This is a genomic window from Streptomyces sp. NPDC053665 (genome assembly GCF_055585285.1).
In genome coordinates, this window is the sequence record NZ_JBVJKK010000008.1 from 161,719 (window position 1) to 178,614 (window position 16,896).

At 74.2% G+C, this 16,896-nt stretch carries 14 protein-coding genes and 1 pseudogene; 3 read left to right on the top strand and 12 right to left on the bottom strand.

Annotation, left to right across the window (positions count from 1 at the left end):
- Positions 1 to 116: 116 nt before the first annotated feature.
- Positions 117 to 378, bottom strand: a pseudogene (locus tag ACZ6ZN_RS28795) (hypothetical protein); the annotation flags it as partial.
- A gap of 195 nt (positions 379 to 573) precedes the next feature.
- Here ACZ6ZN_RS28795 and ACZ6ZN_RS28800 point away from each other — a divergent pair.
- A complete protein-coding gene (locus tag ACZ6ZN_RS28800; RefSeq protein WP_469650699.1) occupies positions 574 to 2,031 on the top strand; it encodes a serine/threonine-protein kinase in 1,458 nt (485 codons plus the stop codon).
- Positions 2,032 to 2,045: 14 nt separating this feature from the next.
- On the opposite strand, the gene ACZ6ZN_RS28805 is transcribed toward ACZ6ZN_RS28800, so the two are convergent.
- The 9 genes from ACZ6ZN_RS28805 to ACZ6ZN_RS28845 all read right to left on the bottom strand — a co-directional run bounded on the left by ACZ6ZN_RS28805 (position 2,046) and on the right by ACZ6ZN_RS28845 (position 14,871).
- Positions 2,046 to 2,864 (bottom strand): TrmH family RNA methyltransferase, encoded by an 819-nt coding sequence (locus tag ACZ6ZN_RS28805; RefSeq protein WP_469650701.1) that lies wholly within the window; start codon positions 2,862 to 2,864, stop codon positions 2,046 to 2,048.
- 63 nt (positions 2,865 to 2,927) lie between these two features.
- A complete protein-coding gene (cobA, locus tag ACZ6ZN_RS28810; RefSeq protein WP_451879120.1) occupies positions 2,928 to 4,193 on the bottom strand; it encodes a uroporphyrinogen-III C-methyltransferase in 1,266 nt (421 codons plus the stop codon).
- A gap of 141 nt (positions 4,194 to 4,334) precedes the next feature.
- Positions 4,335 to 8,705, bottom strand: a complete 4,371-nt coding sequence (cobT, locus tag ACZ6ZN_RS28815; RefSeq protein WP_469650703.1) for a nicotinate-nucleotide--dimethylbenzimidazole phosphoribosyltransferase — start codon at positions 8,703 to 8,705, stop codon at positions 4,335 to 4,337.
- A 365-nt stretch (positions 8,706 to 9,070) separates the two neighbouring features.
- On the bottom strand, positions 9,071 to 10,291 hold the full coding sequence (gene cbiE, locus ACZ6ZN_RS28820; protein ID WP_451879122.1) for a precorrin-6y C5,15-methyltransferase (decarboxylating) subunit CbiE: 1,221 nt from the start codon (positions 10,289 to 10,291) through the stop codon (positions 9,071 to 9,073).
- Between the two features lie 148 nt (positions 10,292 to 10,439).
- On the bottom strand, positions 10,440 to 11,072 hold the full coding sequence (locus ACZ6ZN_RS28825; RefSeq protein WP_398110655.1) for a GNAT family N-acetyltransferase: 633 nt from the start codon (positions 11,070 to 11,072) through the stop codon (positions 10,440 to 10,442).
- Positions 11,073 to 11,211: 139 nt separating this feature from the next.
- Positions 11,212 to 12,036: a MetQ/NlpA family ABC transporter substrate-binding protein gene (locus ACZ6ZN_RS28830; RefSeq protein ID WP_451879123.1), complete on the bottom strand. Its 825-nt coding sequence runs from the start codon at positions 12,034 to 12,036 to the stop codon at positions 11,212 to 11,214.
- 61 nt (positions 12,037 to 12,097) lie between these two features.
- Positions 12,098 to 12,805, bottom strand: a complete 708-nt coding sequence (locus tag ACZ6ZN_RS28835; protein WP_398110653.1) for a methionine ABC transporter permease — start codon at positions 12,803 to 12,805, stop codon at positions 12,098 to 12,100.
- Complete coding sequence (locus ACZ6ZN_RS28840) at positions 12,802 to 13,836, bottom strand: methionine ABC transporter ATP-binding protein (RefSeq protein ID WP_469650717.1); 1,035 nt, start codon at positions 13,834 to 13,836, stop codon at positions 12,802 to 12,804. The genes ACZ6ZN_RS28835 and ACZ6ZN_RS28840 overlap by 4 nt, the downstream gene beginning before the upstream one ends.
- Positions 13,837 to 14,220: 384 nt before the next feature.
- A complete protein-coding gene (locus tag ACZ6ZN_RS28845) occupies positions 14,221 to 14,871 on the bottom strand; it encodes an HAD family hydrolase (RefSeq protein ID WP_451879124.1) in 651 nt (216 codons plus the stop codon).
- 69 nt (positions 14,872 to 14,940) lie between these two features.
- Between ACZ6ZN_RS28845 and ACZ6ZN_RS28850 the strand changes: the two genes are divergently transcribed.
- Both ACZ6ZN_RS28850 and ACZ6ZN_RS28855 read left to right on the top strand, forming a co-directional pair.
- The gene (locus ACZ6ZN_RS28850) at positions 14,941 to 15,300 is read left to right on the top strand and encodes a hypothetical protein (RefSeq protein WP_451879125.1); all 360 of its coding nucleotides are present in this window, start codon (positions 14,941 to 14,943) and stop codon (positions 15,298 to 15,300) included.
- Positions 15,281 to 15,712 (top strand): hypothetical protein, encoded by a 432-nt coding sequence (locus ACZ6ZN_RS28855; RefSeq protein ID WP_451879126.1) that lies wholly within the window; start codon positions 15,281 to 15,283, stop codon positions 15,710 to 15,712. The genes ACZ6ZN_RS28850 and ACZ6ZN_RS28855 overlap by 20 nt, the downstream gene beginning before the upstream one ends.
- A 57-nt stretch (positions 15,713 to 15,769) precedes the next feature.
- Here the strand turns inward: ACZ6ZN_RS28855 and ACZ6ZN_RS28860 are convergent, their stop codons facing one another.
- On the bottom strand, positions 15,770 to 16,267 hold the full coding sequence (locus tag ACZ6ZN_RS28860) for a GNAT family N-acetyltransferase (RefSeq protein WP_369197512.1): 498 nt from the start codon (positions 16,265 to 16,267) through the stop codon (positions 15,770 to 15,772).
- Between the two features lie 57 nt (positions 16,268 to 16,324).
- Complete coding sequence (locus ACZ6ZN_RS28865) at positions 16,325 to 16,816, bottom strand: sigma-70 family RNA polymerase sigma factor (protein WP_469650720.1); 492 nt, start codon at positions 16,814 to 16,816, stop codon at positions 16,325 to 16,327.
- Positions 16,817 to 16,896: the final 80 nt, after the last annotated feature.

Genomic DNA, 16,896 nt, shown 5'->3' on the forward strand with positions numbered 1-16,896 from the left:
CTCAAATCTAGGTTCTGCGCGACGCGCGGGCGTCATGCCCTCGTACCGATTGCCGGGCCTCCCGGAGGATGAGCCGCCACCTGCGGCGTACTCCCCTGGGTGGAGACGCGGGCACGGCTCTCAGGGTCTTCCCCGACGGGACGCCCGAGTCGTCCCGCTTTGCCCCGTCCCACCTCCCTCGGAACCGGCCGTTCCACCAGGGCTTCCCCCCGCCGCCCGCGCGCCGCACCGGCACGACCGGCGCGTGACTTCGCTCACTTCCACGGCACCCCGGCGCACCGCCGTGTCCGCCCGGCGGCCCGTCCCACCGGCCACCGGGTCGCGGGTACGGGGTGCGTCCCCCGCGTCCACGGCCGTCTCCGTCCGGTCACCCCGCACAGGATCAATCACCCCTCCGCGACGGGTGGTTGAGGTCATCGGAGACCTTAAGTCCGCCTTCCCGCGCCCTCCCTGACCACCTTTCACGTCGTCCGCCCCGCACTGACAATCCATCACTCCGAGAGGGCGCGGCCTCTGCGCGCGGGCGGCCGTGGAAACGTAAGCTGTGGCTCGTCACAGGACCGGGCAGCGGGGATGAACATGGCGATGATGCGCCTGAGGCGCGAGGACCCGCGCGTCGTCGGCTCGTTCAGGCTTCACAGACGGCTCGGCGCGGGTGGGATGGGCGTGGTCTACCTGGGCTCCGACAAGAAGGGGCAGCGGGTCGCGCTGAAGGTCATCCGGCCGGATCTGGCGGAGGACCAGGAGTTCCGTTCGCGGTTCGCCCGTGAGGTCTCCGCCGCCCGCCGGATCCGCGGCGGCTGCACGGCCCGGCTCGTGGCGGCCGACCTCGACGCGGACCGCCCCTGGTTCGCCACCCAGTACGTGCCCGGCCCCTCCCTGCACGACAAGGTCGCCGCGGAGGGGCCGCTCGGCGCCGCCGACGTCGCCGCCGTGGGAGCGGCCCTGTCGGAGGGCCTGGTCGCGGTGCACGAGGCCGGGGTGGTGCACCGGGACCTGAAGCCGTCCAACATCCTGCTGTCCCCGAAGGGCCCGCGGATCATCGACTTCGGCATCGCCTGGGCGACCGGGGCCTCGACGCTGACCCACGTGGGTACGGCCGTCGGCTCGCCGGGCTTCCTCGCACCGGAGCAGGTGCGCGGTGCCGCCGTCACGCCGGCCACCGACGTGTTCTCCCTCGGTGCCACGCTCGCCTACGCCTCGATGGGCGACTCGCCTTTCGGGCACGGGAGTTCCGAGGTGATGCTGTACCGCGTCGTGCACGAGGAGCCGCAGCTGCACGGCGTGCCCGACGCCCTGGCCCCGCTGGTGCGGGCGTGTCTGGCGAAGACCCCCGAGGAGCGGCCCAGCACGCTCCAACTGTCGCTGCGGCTCAAGGAGATCGCGGCCCGCGAGTCCCAGGATCTCGCCGGTGTGCGGCCGCCGGCGCCGCGCGGCGGGGACGGCGAGCGGCCCGTCGACACCTACCCGGACCGCGGCCGGGGCAGGCAGGGCCCGCCGGCGCCGTCCGGGCCGCAGCGGGGCCGGGGCACTCCCCCGCCGCGCCGCGTGTCCGGGCCCGGCGAGGGCCTCGCCGCGCAGGACGGCCCGGGCTCCCAGAGCGGATCCGCCCTGCGCGGCGGGACCCGGGGCCAGGGCGGTGCGAAGCGTCCGGCGGGCGCGGGCACCCGCGGCCGGACCGCGGGGCGCGGTACCGGCGCCGCCCGCGGCGCCACACCGTCGCGGTCCGGGACGCGGCCGACGCCGACCGGACGCAACGGGACCCGCTCCGGCACCGGCAGCCGGCCCGGCCCGCACAGCGGCACGGGGCGGCCCGCACAGCGCAACACCGGAACCGGCCTGCGGCCCGCCAACCCGCGGCTGCTGCGCCAGCGGCTGTTCGTGTTCGTGGTGGTGACCCTGCTGGTCGCGGTCGGCATCGCCCTGGTCCAGGGCTGCCAGGGCCCGGCGCGGGGACTCGGCGGCGACGGACCCGGCGTACGGCAGGACCGGGTGCAGCAGGACCCGGCGCCCCCCGGCCACCGGTCGTAGGGCGGAGCGGTCCCTTAGGCCGTGGGCCGGCCGGTGGCCACGGCGTAGAAGGCCACGGCCGCCGCCGCGCCCACGTTGAGGGAGTCGACGCCGTGGGACATGGGGATGCGCACCCACGCGTCGGCGGCGCCCAGGGCCCGGGAGGACAACCCGTCGCCCTCGGCGCCGAGCATGAGCGCCACCCGGTCCAGGGTGTGCGGGGCGACCTCGTCCAGGGACCGGGCCCGCTCGTCGGGGGTCAGGGCCAGCAGGGTGAAGCCCGCTTCGCGGACCTGCCGCAGGTCCTGGGGCCAGGTGTCCAGGCGGGCGTACGGGACGGCGAAGACCGCGCCCATGGAGACCTTGACGCTGCGGCGGTACAGGGGGTCCGCGCAGTCCGGGGAGAGCAGGACCGCGTCCATGCCGAGGGCGGCGGCCGAGCGGAAGATCGCGCCGATGTTGGTGTGGTCGTTGACCGACTCCATGACGACCACGCGGCGGGCGGTGCGCAGCAGGCCGTCCGGCGTGGGCAGGGGTTTGCGCTGCATGGAGGCGAGGGCGCCCCGGTGCACGTGGTAGCCGGTGACCCGCTCGGCGAGCTCGGGAGCCACGACGTAGACGGGCGCGGGCGCCTCGTCGATCACGTCGCGCATGGCGTCGACCCACTTGGCCGACAGCAGCATCGACCGCATCGCGTAGCCGGCGTCCCCGGCCCTGCGGATGACCTTCTCGCCCTCCGCGATGAACAGGCCCTCGGCGGGTTCACGCCTGCGGCGCAGTTCCACGTCGGTCAGGCCGGTGTAGTCGCGCAGGCGCGGGTCGTCCGGGTCCTCGACGGTGATGAGATCGGCCACAGCGTTGTACTGCCTTGTCCTGGAAGTGGTGCGACGGCTCGGGGCGGGTGACGCCCCGCCGTCCTACGGGAGGGGTTCGACGGTGTTCGGGGGCAGCTCGGCCTTGGGGCCGACCGTGACGACCGGTCCGACGACGATGACGGCCGGGGGCTTCACGTTCTCCGTCCGTACGGTCTCCCCGACGGTGGCGAGGGTGGCGTCCACCCGGCGCTGGGCGGCCGTCGTGCCCTCCTGGATCAGGGCGACGGGCGTGTCGGGGGACCGGCCGTGGGCGACGAGCGTCTCGGCGACCTTCCCGATCGTGCCCACGCCCATGAGGATCACGAGCGTGCCGGTGAGCTTCGCGAGGGACGGCCAGTCGACCAGGGACCGCTCGTCGTCGGGGGCGACATGGCCGCTGACGACCGTGAACTCGTGGGCGACCCCGCGGTGGGTGACCGGGATGCCGGCGGCGCCCGGGACCGAGATCGAGCTGGAGATGCCCGGCACGACCGTGCAGGCTATGCCGGCCTCGGCGAGCGCCTGGACCTCCTCCATGCCCCGCCCGTAGACGAACGGGTCGCCGCCCTTGAGCCGCACGACGGCCTTGCCCTGCCTGGCGTACTCGATCAGGGCGTTGTTGATGGCCTCCTGTGCCATGAACCGGCCGTACGGCAGCTTGGCCGCGTCGATCACCTCGACGTTCGGGGGCAGCTCGGCGAGCAGGTCGCGCGGGCCGAGGTGGTCGGTGATGACGACGTCGGCCGCGGCGAGCAGGCGGCGGCCGCGCACGGTGATCAGGTCCGGGTCGCCGGGACCGCCCCCGACCAGGGCGACCCCGGGCGTGCGGGTGCGCTGGTGCGGGGCGACGAGGGTGCCGTCGCGCAGACCCTCCACGACGGCGTCGCGGATGGCGGCGATGTGGCGCGGGTCGCGCTCGCGCGCGTCGGTGGTGAGGACGGCGACCGTGACGCCCTCGCTCTCGCTGTGGCCGCTGGCCGGGGTCCAGGCCGTGGCCGCGTCGGCGTCGTCGGCGCGGACGCACCAGATCCGCCGGCGCTCCGCCTCGGCCGAGGCCAGCGTGTTCGCCTCCGGATCGCTGGTGGCGACGAGGGCGTACCAGGCGCCGTCCAGGTCGCCGTCCTCGTAGCGGCGCCGGTGCCAGGTGAGCTCCCCGGCGTCGGCCATGGCCTGCACCGAGGGGGTGACCTCCGGGGACACCAGGACGATGTCCGCGCCCGCCGCGATGAGGGCGGGCAGACGGCGCTGGGCGACCTGGCCGCCGCCCAGGACGACCACGCGGCGGCCGGCGAGGCGGAGGCCTACGGGGTAGGCGGGGTGTTCGGCCATGGTGGTGGGGCTCCTGAAGGGGGGCGGGTTCGGCAGCGGCCCTGACGTGCGGATTTTAAGCCGCACGGGCCTCCGCGCGGCACAGGTGTCCGGTGGCTGAGCACCCCGGCCGGGCGCAAAGCCACCGGAAACGGTTCGACCCTACTTCTCGGTCACTCCCGCGGAGTCGAACGTGGCCACCTCGTGCATCGCCCGGGCCGTGCTCTGCACCAGGGGCAGGGCCAGCAGGGCGCCCGTGCCCTCGCCGAGGCGCAGGTCCAGGTCGACCAGGGGGCGCAGGCCCAGCTTGTTGAGGGCCGCCACATGGCCCGGCTCGGCACTGCGGTGGCCCGCGATGCACGCGGCCAGGACCTCCGGGGCGATCGCCCGGGCGACCAGGGCGGCGGCACCGGCGCTGACCCCGTCCAGGATCACCGGGGTGCGCAGCGAGGCGCCGCCGAGGAGGAGACCCACGAGGGCGGCGTGCTCGAAACCGCCGATCGCGGCGAGCACCCCGATGGGGTCGGCCGGGTCCGGCTGGTGCAGTTCCAGCGCGCGGCGGACGACCTCGGTCTTGCGGGCGAGGGTCTCGTCGTTGATGCCGGTCCCCCGGCCCGTGACCTCGGCCGGGTCGGCGCCCGTGAAGACGGAGATCAGGGCGGCCGACGCGGTCGTGTTGCCGATGCCCATCTCACCGGTGAGCAGGGCCTTGTTCCCGGCGGCGACGAGGTCGCGGGCGGTCTCGATGCCGACCTCGATGGCCTGCCGGGCCTCCTCGCGGGTCATCGCGGGGCCAGTCGTCATGTCGGACGTGCCGCCCCGGATCTTGCGGGGCAGCAGCCCCGGGGTGGCCGGGAGGTCGGCGGCGACGCCCACGTCCACGATGCACACCTCGGCGCCCACCTGGGTCGCGAAGGCGTTGCAGACGGCGCCCCCGCCGAGGAAGTTGGCCACCATCTGGGCGGTGACCTCCTGCGGCCAGGGGGTGACCCCCTGGGCGTGGACGCCGTGGTCGCCCGCGAAGATCGCCACGGCGGCGGGCTCCGGGATGGGCGGCGGGCACTGGCGGGACAGACCCGACAGCTGGGCGGAGATGATCTCCAGCATGCCGAGCGCTCCGGCCGGCTTGGTCATGCGCTTCTGGCGCTCCCACGCCTCGCCGAGCGCCTTGGCGTCCAGCGGGCGGATCTGCGCCACGGTCTCGGCAAGCAGGTCGTGCGGTTCCTCTCCGGGCAGTGCGCGTCGGCCGTACGTCTCCTCGTGCACGACCCACGACAGCGGGCGGCGCTTGGACCAGCCCGCCTGCAACAGCTCGGGCTCGTCCGGGAACTCGTCGACGTAACCGACGCACAGATAGGCGATGACCTCGAGGTGCTCGGGCAGCCCGAGCGCGCGCACCATCTCGCGCTCGTCGAAGAAGCTGACCCAGCCGACGCCGAGTCCTTCGGCGCGGGCGGCGAGCCAGAGGTTCTCCACGGCCAGGGCGGCGGAGTACGGGGCCATCTGGGGCTGAGTGTGGCGGCCGAGGGTGTGGCGGCCGCCGCGGGTCGGGTCGGCGGTGACGACGATGTTCACCGGCGTGTCGAGGATGGCCTCGATCTTCAGTTCCTTGAACTGCTTGGCCCGGCCCTTGGGGAGGGACTTCGCGTACGCGTCGCGCTGGCGCATGGCCAGCTCGTGCATGGCCCGCCGGGTGTCGGCGGAGCGGATCACGACGAAGTCCCAGGGCTGCGAGTGGCCCACGGAGGGCGCGTGGTGGGCGGCCTCCAGGACGCGGAGCAGCACCTCGTGCGGGATGGGGTCGCTGCGGAAGCCGTTGCGGATGTCCCGGCGTTCGCGCATGACCTTCAGGACGGCCTCGCGCTCGGCGGGGTCGTATCCGGGGGCGGCGGGGCCGGTGGAGGGGCGTGCTTCTGCCACGGCTGCCGCGCTCTCTTCTCTCTGGTTCTGCTGGTCCTCCAGGTCTTCCTGATCTGCGGCCCGGGTGTCCAGGTCGTCGGCGCTCTGGGCGATCCCTGTGTCGCCGTCGCCGTCGCGGGGCGCGGGCACGGGGACGACGGCTTCGGGGGCTCCGGGCTGCGCGGACTGCGACTGCTGCGGGCCCTGCACGGGCTGCGTGCCGCCCGCCTCCGGCGCGGGGGCGGGGAGGACGACGGTGACGTGGGCGGTGGCCGACGCCGTCGGGCCGACCGGTTCGGCGGTGCCTTCCGCGTCCGCGGGGGCCGGCGCGGGCTCGGCTGCCGGGGCCGTGGCGGGCCTGGCCGGGGCGAGGGCTTCGCTCTGGGCGAGGGCGCCGGGCTGGGCCTGCTCGGCCTCGGGCGCCTGAGGCGCGGCCGTGTCCTCGGGAGTGGCGGCCAACTGGGCCGGTGCTTCCGGGCCGGCCGCTGCGGGTGCGGGTTCCTCGGCGGCGGCCGGCTGGGGGGCCGTCGCCTGCGGTGTGGGCGTCGTTGCCTGGGCGGCCTGTGCCTCGAGGGCTGAGGGGGCGTGTGCGGCCGGCGCCGGCAGGGCCGCGTCGCCGGCCGTCGGCACCTCGGCCCCGGGAACGGCCTGGACGCCACCGGCCGGGACTTCGGCGGGCGCCTGGGGCGGGGTCACGACGGCAGGTTCGGGGGCCAAGGCAGCCGGGGCTTCCGGGAAGGGGACGGGTTCGGGAGCCGCCGCGGCCGCGGGGGCCGGGGCGGTCTCGGGTGCGTGGGCGGCCTCGGGCGCGTGGGCGGCCTCGGGAGTCTGTGCGACTTCGGGCGCCGGGGCCGTCCCGGGGACCGAAGCGGTTCCGGACGCCGGGGCAGTCCCGGGAGCCGGGGCGGTCTCCGGGGCGGGGACGGCAGTGGGAGTCGGAGCCGTCTCGGGGGCCGGGGTGCCCTCGGCGGCTGGGGTGCCCTCGGTGGCCGGAGTGCCCTGAGGGGCTGGGGTGCCCTCGGGGGCCGGGGCGGCTTGGGCAGTCGTCACGGCTGCGGGGGCCGGAGTCGCCGGGGAGGAGGGGACCGGCTCCTGGGGAACCGGGGTGGTGGCCGCGGCCACCGTCCCGGCGGCCTGGATGGCCGCCTCCGCGGCGGCAATCGCCGCGCCGGGCGCCTCGGCGGCGACAGCCGCCTGGGGGGCCGCGGCCGACGCCGGGTCGACGGCGACGGCAGGCTGCTCGGCCGCGACCGGGGCCTGCTCGGCAGGGACGGGTCCCTGCTCGACGACGGTCGAGGGCTGCTCGGCAACAGCGGTGCCCTGCACAGCGGAAGCCGTGTCCTGGTGGGCGGAAGCCGCGCCCTGCTCGGCGGAAGCGGAATCCTGGTCGGCGGAAGCCGAATGCTGGTCGGCGAAAGCTGAGTCCTGGTCGGCGGGCGTCGGGCTCTGGCCGGGAAGCGCCTGGCCCTGTCCGGCAGCGGCCGGGACCTGCTCCACCTGAACCGGAGCGGACTCGGCGAGCACCGGCCCCTGCTCGGCCGGAACCGCGGCCTGGGCGCCCGGCTCGGTGTCAACCGCCCCCGGCTGCACGGCGTCCGCGGCTCCGGACACCGCCGCTTCGGCCTGCCCGGTGGGCTCGGCCACCGCGGCCTGCGGCGCGACAGGCTCCTGAACCGCCCCGGCTTCGGCGGCAGTCGGGGCGGCTCCCTCGGGTCCGGTGGGTGCGAGGCCCGGTACGGCAGCCTGTACGGCAGCGTCGGGTTCCGGGGCGACGGCGCCTGCTCGATCCTCCTCGGCGGGTGCCTGGCCCGCGGGTTCGGCGAGCGGTCCCGCCTCCCCGGGAGCCCCGGCACCGGTTGCCGGGGCTTGCACGGCACTCACGCCCGCCGCGGCCTCGGCGGCCGGAAGCTGCCCGGCGTCCTGCGAGGCGCCCGCGGCGGGGTCGACGGCCCCGGCCTGCGCCGGCACCTGCGGCTCGGCCTGCGCGGGCTGTGCCGCCTGCGGGGCATCGGCCGGGTACGGGGCCTGCGGGGCGGCGACCGCCTGGGCCGTGCCCGCCGGGGCCACTCCCGGAACTCCCGCTTCCGGAACAACCGTTTCCGCAGGGAGCGCCCCCGCGCCCATCGGGACCTGGGCCGCGCCCTGCGCGCCCCAGGGCGCGCCCGCGGGCGTCTCGGCGGCCCGGGGCGCGTCCAGGTACTCGGGGCCCACCGCCTGCGCGACGGCGGGCTGGCGCACCGGAGCGTCCGCGGGGCCGCGGTCGGCGAGGGAGCGGACCGGGCTGGCGGAGCTGTCGGGCAGGGGCGGGCCGAGGTGGAGCGGCCGGCGCGGGGAGACGGGCGGGATGGGCGGCGGATCGGGCAGACGGACGCCACCGAGGTCGACCGAGCCGCTGTCGCGGCCGGAGAGTTCGTGCGGGCCCGGCTGGTGCACGGTCTCGACGACCGGCTCCGGCGCGGGCGGCGGGACCTCGTTGCCCCACGCGCCCTGGGCGCCCGGCAGCAACAGGTCCTCGTCCTCGGTGGAGTCGTCGGAGAGGTAGGTGTACGAACCGTGCGCGGAGGCGCCCGGCTGCTCCACCATGCCTGCGCTCTCCGGCAGTCCCTCGCCCGGGACCTGGCCGGTGTCGGTCATGCGTACCCCTCGCCCATCGGTTAGTGCTCCTACGACCAGCTCGCCGGAACGGCGCACCGACCGCCCCGCTGTGAAGAACGAGCGTGCGTCCCCAGCGGCACGAACGGCCCGCCGGAAAAGGCGACAAAGCCACTCAGTGGCATTGTTGCGGCCGTACCACCCTCACGGCAGCATGATCCGCGACGGTTCCGCTGTGGACTGCGCCACGTTGCGCGTCCTTCGGTTCTGCCGTACCACACCCACCCCAAAACGGGCGGGCTTTTTGGACATTGGCCGACGAAGTGCCGGGCGTCCGGGTGCGGTGCAGCGATCGGCCAGCCTACCGCGCGCAGTACGACAAACCGATCACGGGGACGGTCGCCGGGTCAGACGCCGCGTTTCGGCAGGACCCCGCTGAGCAGGAACGCGACGCTCCGCTCCTTCTCCGTCCAGGCCCCGGTGTCGAGTTCGACGGACTGGAGGAGGGCGCACTCGACGGTGTAGCCGTGTTCGGTCAGATCGCGGCCGACGAGTTCGGCGGCGTCGCGGGTGGCGGCGTGCGTGACGATGCGCTCGGGGCGCCGGTCGGCGACGGCCGAGACCACGGCCGCTCCCCCGCCCCCGACGCGGACGACGTCCGGCTCGGGCAGGTTCTCCAGGACGTGCGGGGCGGTGCCGTGGACGACCTGGAGCGGGACGCCGAGGCGGCGGGCGGCGGCGTCGGTGCGGGCGCAGGCGTCCGGGTCGCTGTCGACGGCGATGACACCGGCACCGGCGCGTGCGGCCTCGACGGCGAAGGCGCCGCCGCCGCAGCCGATGTCCCAGACGAGGTCGCCGAGGCGCGGTCCGAGGCGGGCGAGTTGGGAGGCGCGCAGCAGCTGCGTCTCGCCCTCGCCGGGGACGCCGTCGTAGGTGCCGGCGGGCAGGGTCCAGCCGCGCGGTCCGGTGGACGGGTCGCGGCCGGAGATCCAGCCGCCGTTCTCCCCGGCCGTCTCGGGCCGGACGGGGCCGCCCAGGACGATGACGACGTTGGGGTCGCGCCAGGTGTGGTCGGCGGCCTTGTCGGAGGTGACGACGCTGACGCGTTCGCGGTCGGTGCCGAGTTCCTCGCAGACGACGAAGGAGCGGTGGACTCCTTCGAGGAGCAGGCCGAGTTCGGCGGGGCCGGCGCCGGGCGAGGTGAGGACGGCCACCTTGGTGTGGGCGCGGCACACGTTGACCGCGCGGCGCAGGGTGCGCCGGTGCGCGACGACCACCTGGGCGTCGTCCCAGGGCATTCCGGCCCGGGCGAAGGCGGCGGCGACCGAGGAGACCGCGGGCACGACTTCGATCTCGAGGCCGAACTCCGGTGCGCGCAGGGTGCGTACGACGCCGAAGAAGCCGGGGTCGCCGTCGGCGAGGACGACGGCCGTGCCGCGGTGGGCGGCGATGCGGCGGGCGGCGAGGGCCACGCTGCCGAGGCGGATGCGTTCGGCGCCGGCGGGCACCTCGGGCAGCGCCAGATGGTGGGCGGCGCCCGCCACCAGCGTGGCGGCGCCGAGGGCGGCGCTCGCCGCGGCGGTCAGCGGCGAACCGTCCCAGCCGATCACCGTGACCCGGTCGGCCATCGTCGTCAGTCTCCTGGGGGTCGCGCAGGTCTTCTGCGTGTCGTCGTCGGGGGAAGCCGCCCGGGGGCGGGCTTGGTGAGGGTACCCGGTGGGGATGTGGGAGGGGGCGCCGGTGTCGCGGCGGCCGCCCGGTCGCGGGTGGGGGCGCTCAGTTCCAGTCGCCGAAGGACGTGAAACCGTCGCGGAGCTGCTCCCCGACGCCCTCCAGGTCCTCCGGGAGCAGGCTCCAGACGATGAAGTCGGTGCGTACGTCGGCCCAGGTGCCGTCCTCGGCCCGGGCGCGGGCTATGCAGGCGTTGCGCAGGACGCCCTCGCTGATGCAGCCGATCTTCTGGGCGACCTGCTGGGAGGCGGTGTTGTCGGCGGCCGTGCGCAGCTCGATGCGCTCGAACTTCTGGTCCGTGAAGAGCCACTGGGCGGTGGCGAGGGCGGATTCGGAGGCGTAGCCCTCGCCGCGGGCCCAGGGGGCGATGATGTACGACAGTTCGGTGGAGCGCACGTGCCAGTTGGTCTTCCCGAGCTGGACGAGGCCGACCAGGCGCTGGGTGAGGAACTCGGTGACGGCGAAGTCGAGTCCGCGGCCCCGGGCGCGTTGGGTGGGGGCGTACTCGGTGATCCAGGTCCGGGCGTCGGCCTCCGTGAAGGGCTGCGGGACCGAGGTCCAGGCCGCCACCTGCTCGTCGTTCATCATCGCGGCCAGGGCGGGGACGTCGTCCTCGTCGAGTGGACGCAGCACCAACCGCTCCGTGCTGATGGAGACGTTGGGGAAGGTGCTCGTCATGCGCCGCTCCGTAACCTTCGGTGAACCTTCAGGGCATGCTGAACTGCCCAGCATGCAGCATGAAAGCAGTTGTGCGCACCACGGGGCCCCGCCTCGGCCGTGAGGCGGGGCCCCGTGCGCGCGGGTGCCGTTCGCGGGCTCAGAAGGAGGCGAGCACAGAGCCTTCGTACTTGTCCTGGATGAACTTCTTGACCTCGGGCGAGGTGAGGAGCTTGGCGAGCTTCTTCACGCGCGGGTCGTCCTCGTTGCCCTTCTTCACGGCGAGGAAGTTGCCGTAGGGGTTGTTCTTCGGGGACTCCAGGATCAGGGCGTCCTCGGAGGGCTTGAGGTCGGACTCCAGGGCGTAGTTGCCGTTGACGACGGAGGCGTCCACGTCGTCGAGGGAGCGCGGGGTCTGGGCCGCCTCCAGCTCCTTGAACTTGAGGTTCTTGGGGTTCTTGGTGATGTCGGCCGGGGTCGCCGCGTTGCCGACGCCCTCCTTGAGCGTGATCAGCCCGTTGTCCGACAGGAGCTTGAGGGCGCGGGCCTCGTTCACCGTGTCGTTGGGGACGGCGACGGTCGCACCGCTCTTGAGCTCCTCGACCTTGTCGACCTTGTTCGAGTAGAGGCCGAGCGGCTCCAGGTGGACCGTGACGACGGGCACGATGTCGGTGCCGTTCTTCTTGTTGAAGTCGTCGAGGTACGGCTTGTTCTGGAAGTAGTTGGCGCCGACGGAGCCGTCCTGCGTCGCGGTGTTGGGCGTGACGTAGTCGGTGAACTCCTTGACCTCGAGGTCGAGGCCCTCCTTCTTCGCCAGGTTGTCCTTGACGAAGGTGAGGATCTCGGCGTGCGGGGCCGGGCTGGCGGCGACGACGAGGGGCCCGTCGGAACCGGAGCCGGAGTCGCCCGATCCGCAGGCGCCGAGCCCGAGGGTGAGGGCTCCGGCGGCGAGGACGGCGGTGGTGATCTTGGCGGTGTTACGCACGAAAAGTGCCTTTCCTTATGGCCTGGGGGTGGTGCTGCCCCGTCATGGGTGGACGGGGAGTTCAGGAGGCGGCTTTGAGGAGCCGCAGTCGGGGGGCGGGGCCCGAGCGGGCGCCGCGGCGGTGCAGGGAGCGTGCCGCGTAGTCGCCGGCGAACTGGATCAGGGAGATGACGACGGCGAGGATGGCGACGGTGATCCACATGAGCTGGGTCTCGAAGCGCTGGTAGCCGTAGCGGATGGCGATGTCGCCGAGGCCGCCGGCGCCGACGGTGCCGGCCATGGCGGAGTAGCCGATGAGGGCGACGACCGTGGTGGTGGTGCTGGAGATCAGCGACGGCAGGGACTCGGGGACGAGGACCTTGCGCACGATGGTCCAGGTGTTGCCGCCCATGGCCTGCACGGCCTCGACGAGTCCGTGGTCCACCTCGCGCACGGCCGTCTCGACCAGGCGCGCGAAGAACGGGATGGCGCCGACGGCCAGGGGCACGATGGCGGCCTCGCGGCCGATGGTCGTGCCGGTGATCCACCGGGTGAAGGTCATCAGCGCGACCATCAGGATGATGAACGGCAGCGACCGGGCGATGTTCACGACCTGCCCGATGACCTTGCTCGCGACGACGTTCTGGAGCAGGCCGCCGCGGTCGGTGAGGACCAGCAGGACGCCCAGCGGGAGCCCGCCGACGACGGCGATGAGCGTGGACCAGCCGACCATGTAGAGCGTGTCCCAACACGCCTGGGTCAGCAGGGGCTGCATCTCGGACCAGGTCACTTGGCACCTTCCTTCACCAGTACGGACTCGTGGCCCGGGACGTCGATCTGCAGGCCCTGCTCGCGCAGGAACCCGATCGGGACGACGTTGTCCTCGTAGCGGCCGGGCAGTTCGATGCGCATCCGGCCGACCTGGAGGCCGCCGACGGTGTCGATGGCGGCGCCGAGGATCGATATGTCGATGTTGTAGGTGCGGGCGAGCTGGGAGATGACGGGCTGGGTGGCGCTCTCGCCCTGGAAGGTCACGTCGACGACGGTGCGGTCCGCGCCCGAGGCCTCGCCGTCGAGCGGGAACAGCGCGGCGGCCAGTTCCGAACCGGGGGTGGCGAGCAGTTCGCTGACCGTGCCCGACTCGACGATGCGCCCGTTCTCCATGAGGGCGGCCGAGTCGCAGACCGACTTCACGACGTCCATCTCGTGGGTGATCAGCAGGACGGTGAGACCGAGCTGCTGGTTCAGGTCGCGCAGCAGCGCCAGGATGGAGCGGGTCGTCTCGGGGTCGAGGGCGCTGGTCGCCTCGTCGGACAGCAGGACCTTGGGGTCGCCGGCCAGGGCGCGGGCGATGCCCACGCGCTGCTTCTGGCCGCCGGACAGCTGGGACGGGTAGGCGCCGGCCTTGTCGGCGAGACCGACCAGGTCGAGCAGTTCGAGGGCCTTGCGGGAGCGGTCCCTGCCGGACCGCCCGAGGATCTCCAGCGGCAGTTCGACGTTGTCCTGCACGGTGCGCGAGGACAGCAGGTTGAAGTGCTGGAAGACCATGCCGATCCGGCTGCGCGCCCGCCGCAGCTCCCTGCCGGCGCGGGGTCCGCGGCCCGCCAGGGCGGTGAGGTCCTGCCCGGCGACGGTCACGGTGCCGGAGGTGGGGCGTTCCAGGAGGTTGACGCAGCGGATGAGCGAGGACTTGCCGGCGCCGGACTGGCCGATGACGCCGTACACCTCGCCCTCGCGGACGTGCAGGTCCACGCCGTCCAGGGCGGTGACCTCGCGGCCGCGTGAGCGGTAGACCTTGGTGAGGCCCGATGTGGTGATCACTGGGTTTCCGTCACTGTCGAGTGCGCGGGCGTGGGTGTGCCCGGGCACAGGTGCATTCGGTCAGGGACGCGACACGGTTCTCACGGGAAAGGGGAACCGGGGAGAAACATGTGCGCGGGCGGCTTCGCGTCACGCGCCGCTCAGGGCGTGCGGACGGGCCGCGGTCTCGCTTCGGGGCGCGAGCTCGGGGTGGTGCGGGGGCCCTCTAGAAGGCGCACATTCGACACATACAACGAGCACCGGGCGTCATGGTCGCCTCGGTCGCGGGGGCGCGGTCGCTCGTCGTGGTCATGCGGCAAGTAAAACATGTGTACGGTCCTGACCGGCCGCCGCTGTCCGGATGCTGGACATCCATGGACAGGGGCGGCGGGCGGACCGGCCCGCTCACGCCCGCGGGGAGATCTCCACGCCCCGGTCGGTGACCAGTGCGGACAAGGCCGACAGGTTCTCCACGACCAGGTCGGCCCGGAGTTCCTCGGCCCGGTGGGTTGTGGTCAACGCCACGGTGGTCATCCCGGCGGCGCGGCCGGAGGCGAGCCCGGCGGGGGCGTCCTCGAAGACGACGCAGTGGGCGGGGTCGACGCCGAGCGCGCGGGCGGCCAGCAGGTACGGCTCGGGGTCGGGCTTGCCGCGGGTGATGTCGTCGGCCGCGACCAGCGTCTTGGGGAGGATGCCGACGGCGTCGAGGCGGGCCTCGGCCAGCCGCCGCGTGGCGGAGGTGACGACGGCCCAGCGGTCGGCGGGCAGCGCGTCGAGGAAGGCACGGGTGCCCGGCAGCAGCTCGACGCCGCCGCGCGGCACGTCCTCGACCTCCAGCTCCTCGATCCGCGCGACGGCCTGGGGCACCACCTCGGCGGGCAGCAGGTCGGCGGCTATCTCGGCGGCGGGCCGGCCGTGCAGCTCGACCCGGGCGAACTCCTGCGCGGTGATGCCGTACTCCGCGGCCCACCGGGTCCAGCAGCGGTCCACCGAGGCGAGGGAGGAGACGAGGGTGCCGTCGTTGTCGAAGAGCAGGGCCTGCGCGTGGATCGTCATGCCCTCGACCCTACGGTGCAGGCCAGGGCCCGGAGCAGGGGGCCGTCCCGGGCGTAATAGGGTCGCTGCATGCTCACTGTCCTGACGCTGGTGACCGGCGTCGCCGCGCTGCTGCTGGCCGCCTGGTGCGGCTGGGCGGCCTACCGCGACCAGCCGACCAAGGACTGGCACTTCGTCGGGATGGCCGTGGTCACCCTGCTGTCGCTGGTCCAGCTGATCGTGGGGATCGTGCTGCTGGCGCGGGGCGAGAAGCCGGCGCAGGGCACGACGATCTTCGTGGCGTATCTGCTGGGGGCGTTCGCGTGCGTCCCGGCGGCGGGGTTCATGTCGCTGGCCGAGCGGACCCGGTGGGGTTCGGTGACGGTGGCGGCCGGTGGTGTGGTGCTGGCGGTGCTGGAGGTGCGGCTCTATGACATCTGGGCGGGCTGAGGCGGGCCGGCGGCGGCTGGCCTCCGGGCCGGGCACGCTGCTGGTGTGGCTGTACGGCGTGATGGTGGTCGGCGCGGTGTCGCGCTCGGCGTACCAGATCGCCACCGAGTTCGACCGGGCACCGCTGGCGTACTCGCTGTCGGCGGTGGCCGGGGTGGTGTACGGGTTCATCACGTACACGCTGGTGCGGGGCGGGGAGACGGCGCGCAGGGTCGCGCTGGCGTGCTGCGCCGCCGAGCTGGTCGGGGTGCTGACGGTGGGCACCTGGACCCTGGTGGAGCCGTCCGCCTTCCCGGACGCGACGGTCTGGTCGGACTTCGGGATGGGCTACCTCTTCATCCCGGTGCTGCTGCCGCTCACCGCCATCTACTGGCTGCGCTCCTCGCGTACGCGGGACACCGGCGCCGTCTGAGGTGCCCCGGGCGGCGCCGGGCCGTGCGGAGCGCTCCGTGCGCCCCGGGAGGCGGGTTCAGGCGGTCGCCGCGTAGGTCGTCGCCGGCTTCTCCAGGACGATCATCGGTACGCCGTCGGCTCCCTGGGACGTGCCCACCGTCTGGTAGCCGACCTTGCGGTACAGGCGGAGGGTGCCCTCGCTGCGGTGGCCGGTGTGGAGGCGGAAGCGGGTCGCACCGTGCCGGCCGGCCAGGGCCGCCTCGGCCGCGCGCAGCAGCCGGGCCCCGATGCCGTGCCCCTGAAGGCGGGGGTGGACGCAGAGCTTGCCGATGACGGCCGCGCCGTCCTCGGTGACCGAGCCGCGGACCGAGCCGACGACCTCGTCGCCGAGCCGGGCCACGAAGACGCAGTCGCGGGCGACCTCCTCGCGGACGGAGTCGAGGGTCTGGACGAGCGGGTCGATGCGGTAGTTGCCGTACAGCGCCGCCTCCGGCTGGAAGCACAGGTACTGCAACCTGAAGATCTGCTCCGCGTCCTGCTCGGTCGCCGCAGAAATGGTCACGCTCATGCCCATGTGCGCACGCCTTCCGCTCATCTGATCACCGATGGTCCCCCACTCCTATCCCCGTCCTCAGTGGGCCGCAACCTCCGGTGGGAGCAATCTGCGCAGACATCCCAGGCATCTGGAACGTTCCGGGCCGAGACTCCCCTGTGAGATACCCAACTCCCCTGCGATTTCCCGGTAGGTCAGGTCCTCGGGTGCGAGCAGGGCCTCCATCAGCCGGGGGCAGCGGCCCGGGAGTCGGCGCACGGCAGCGCGCAGGGCGCGCCCGCGGGCCGCGGCGAGGGCGAGTTGCTCGGGGTCGCCGCCGTCGTCGGCCGGCTCGGCGGGGTACGGCCGTTCGAGACGGCGGGTGCGGCGGGTACGGCGGGCCTCCGCCCGGACCGCCCTGCGCAGCCACTGCCCGGGGTCGCGCGGCGGGCCGTCGGCCTCCAGGCGCTCCAGCAGGCGGAGCCAGACGGCCTGCTCCAGATCACCCGCCTCGGTTCCGGCGGCATATGCCTCCGCGGCGGCCTCGGCTGTGAGCAGCGGGCGCAGGGCGGTGACCAGGTCGTGCGTCATATGCGGTGCGACGCGGCCGCCCGGGCGGTGGGTTGCCCGGGCGGCGGAACCTCACCCGACCGGGCGGTGTGAGCCGGGGA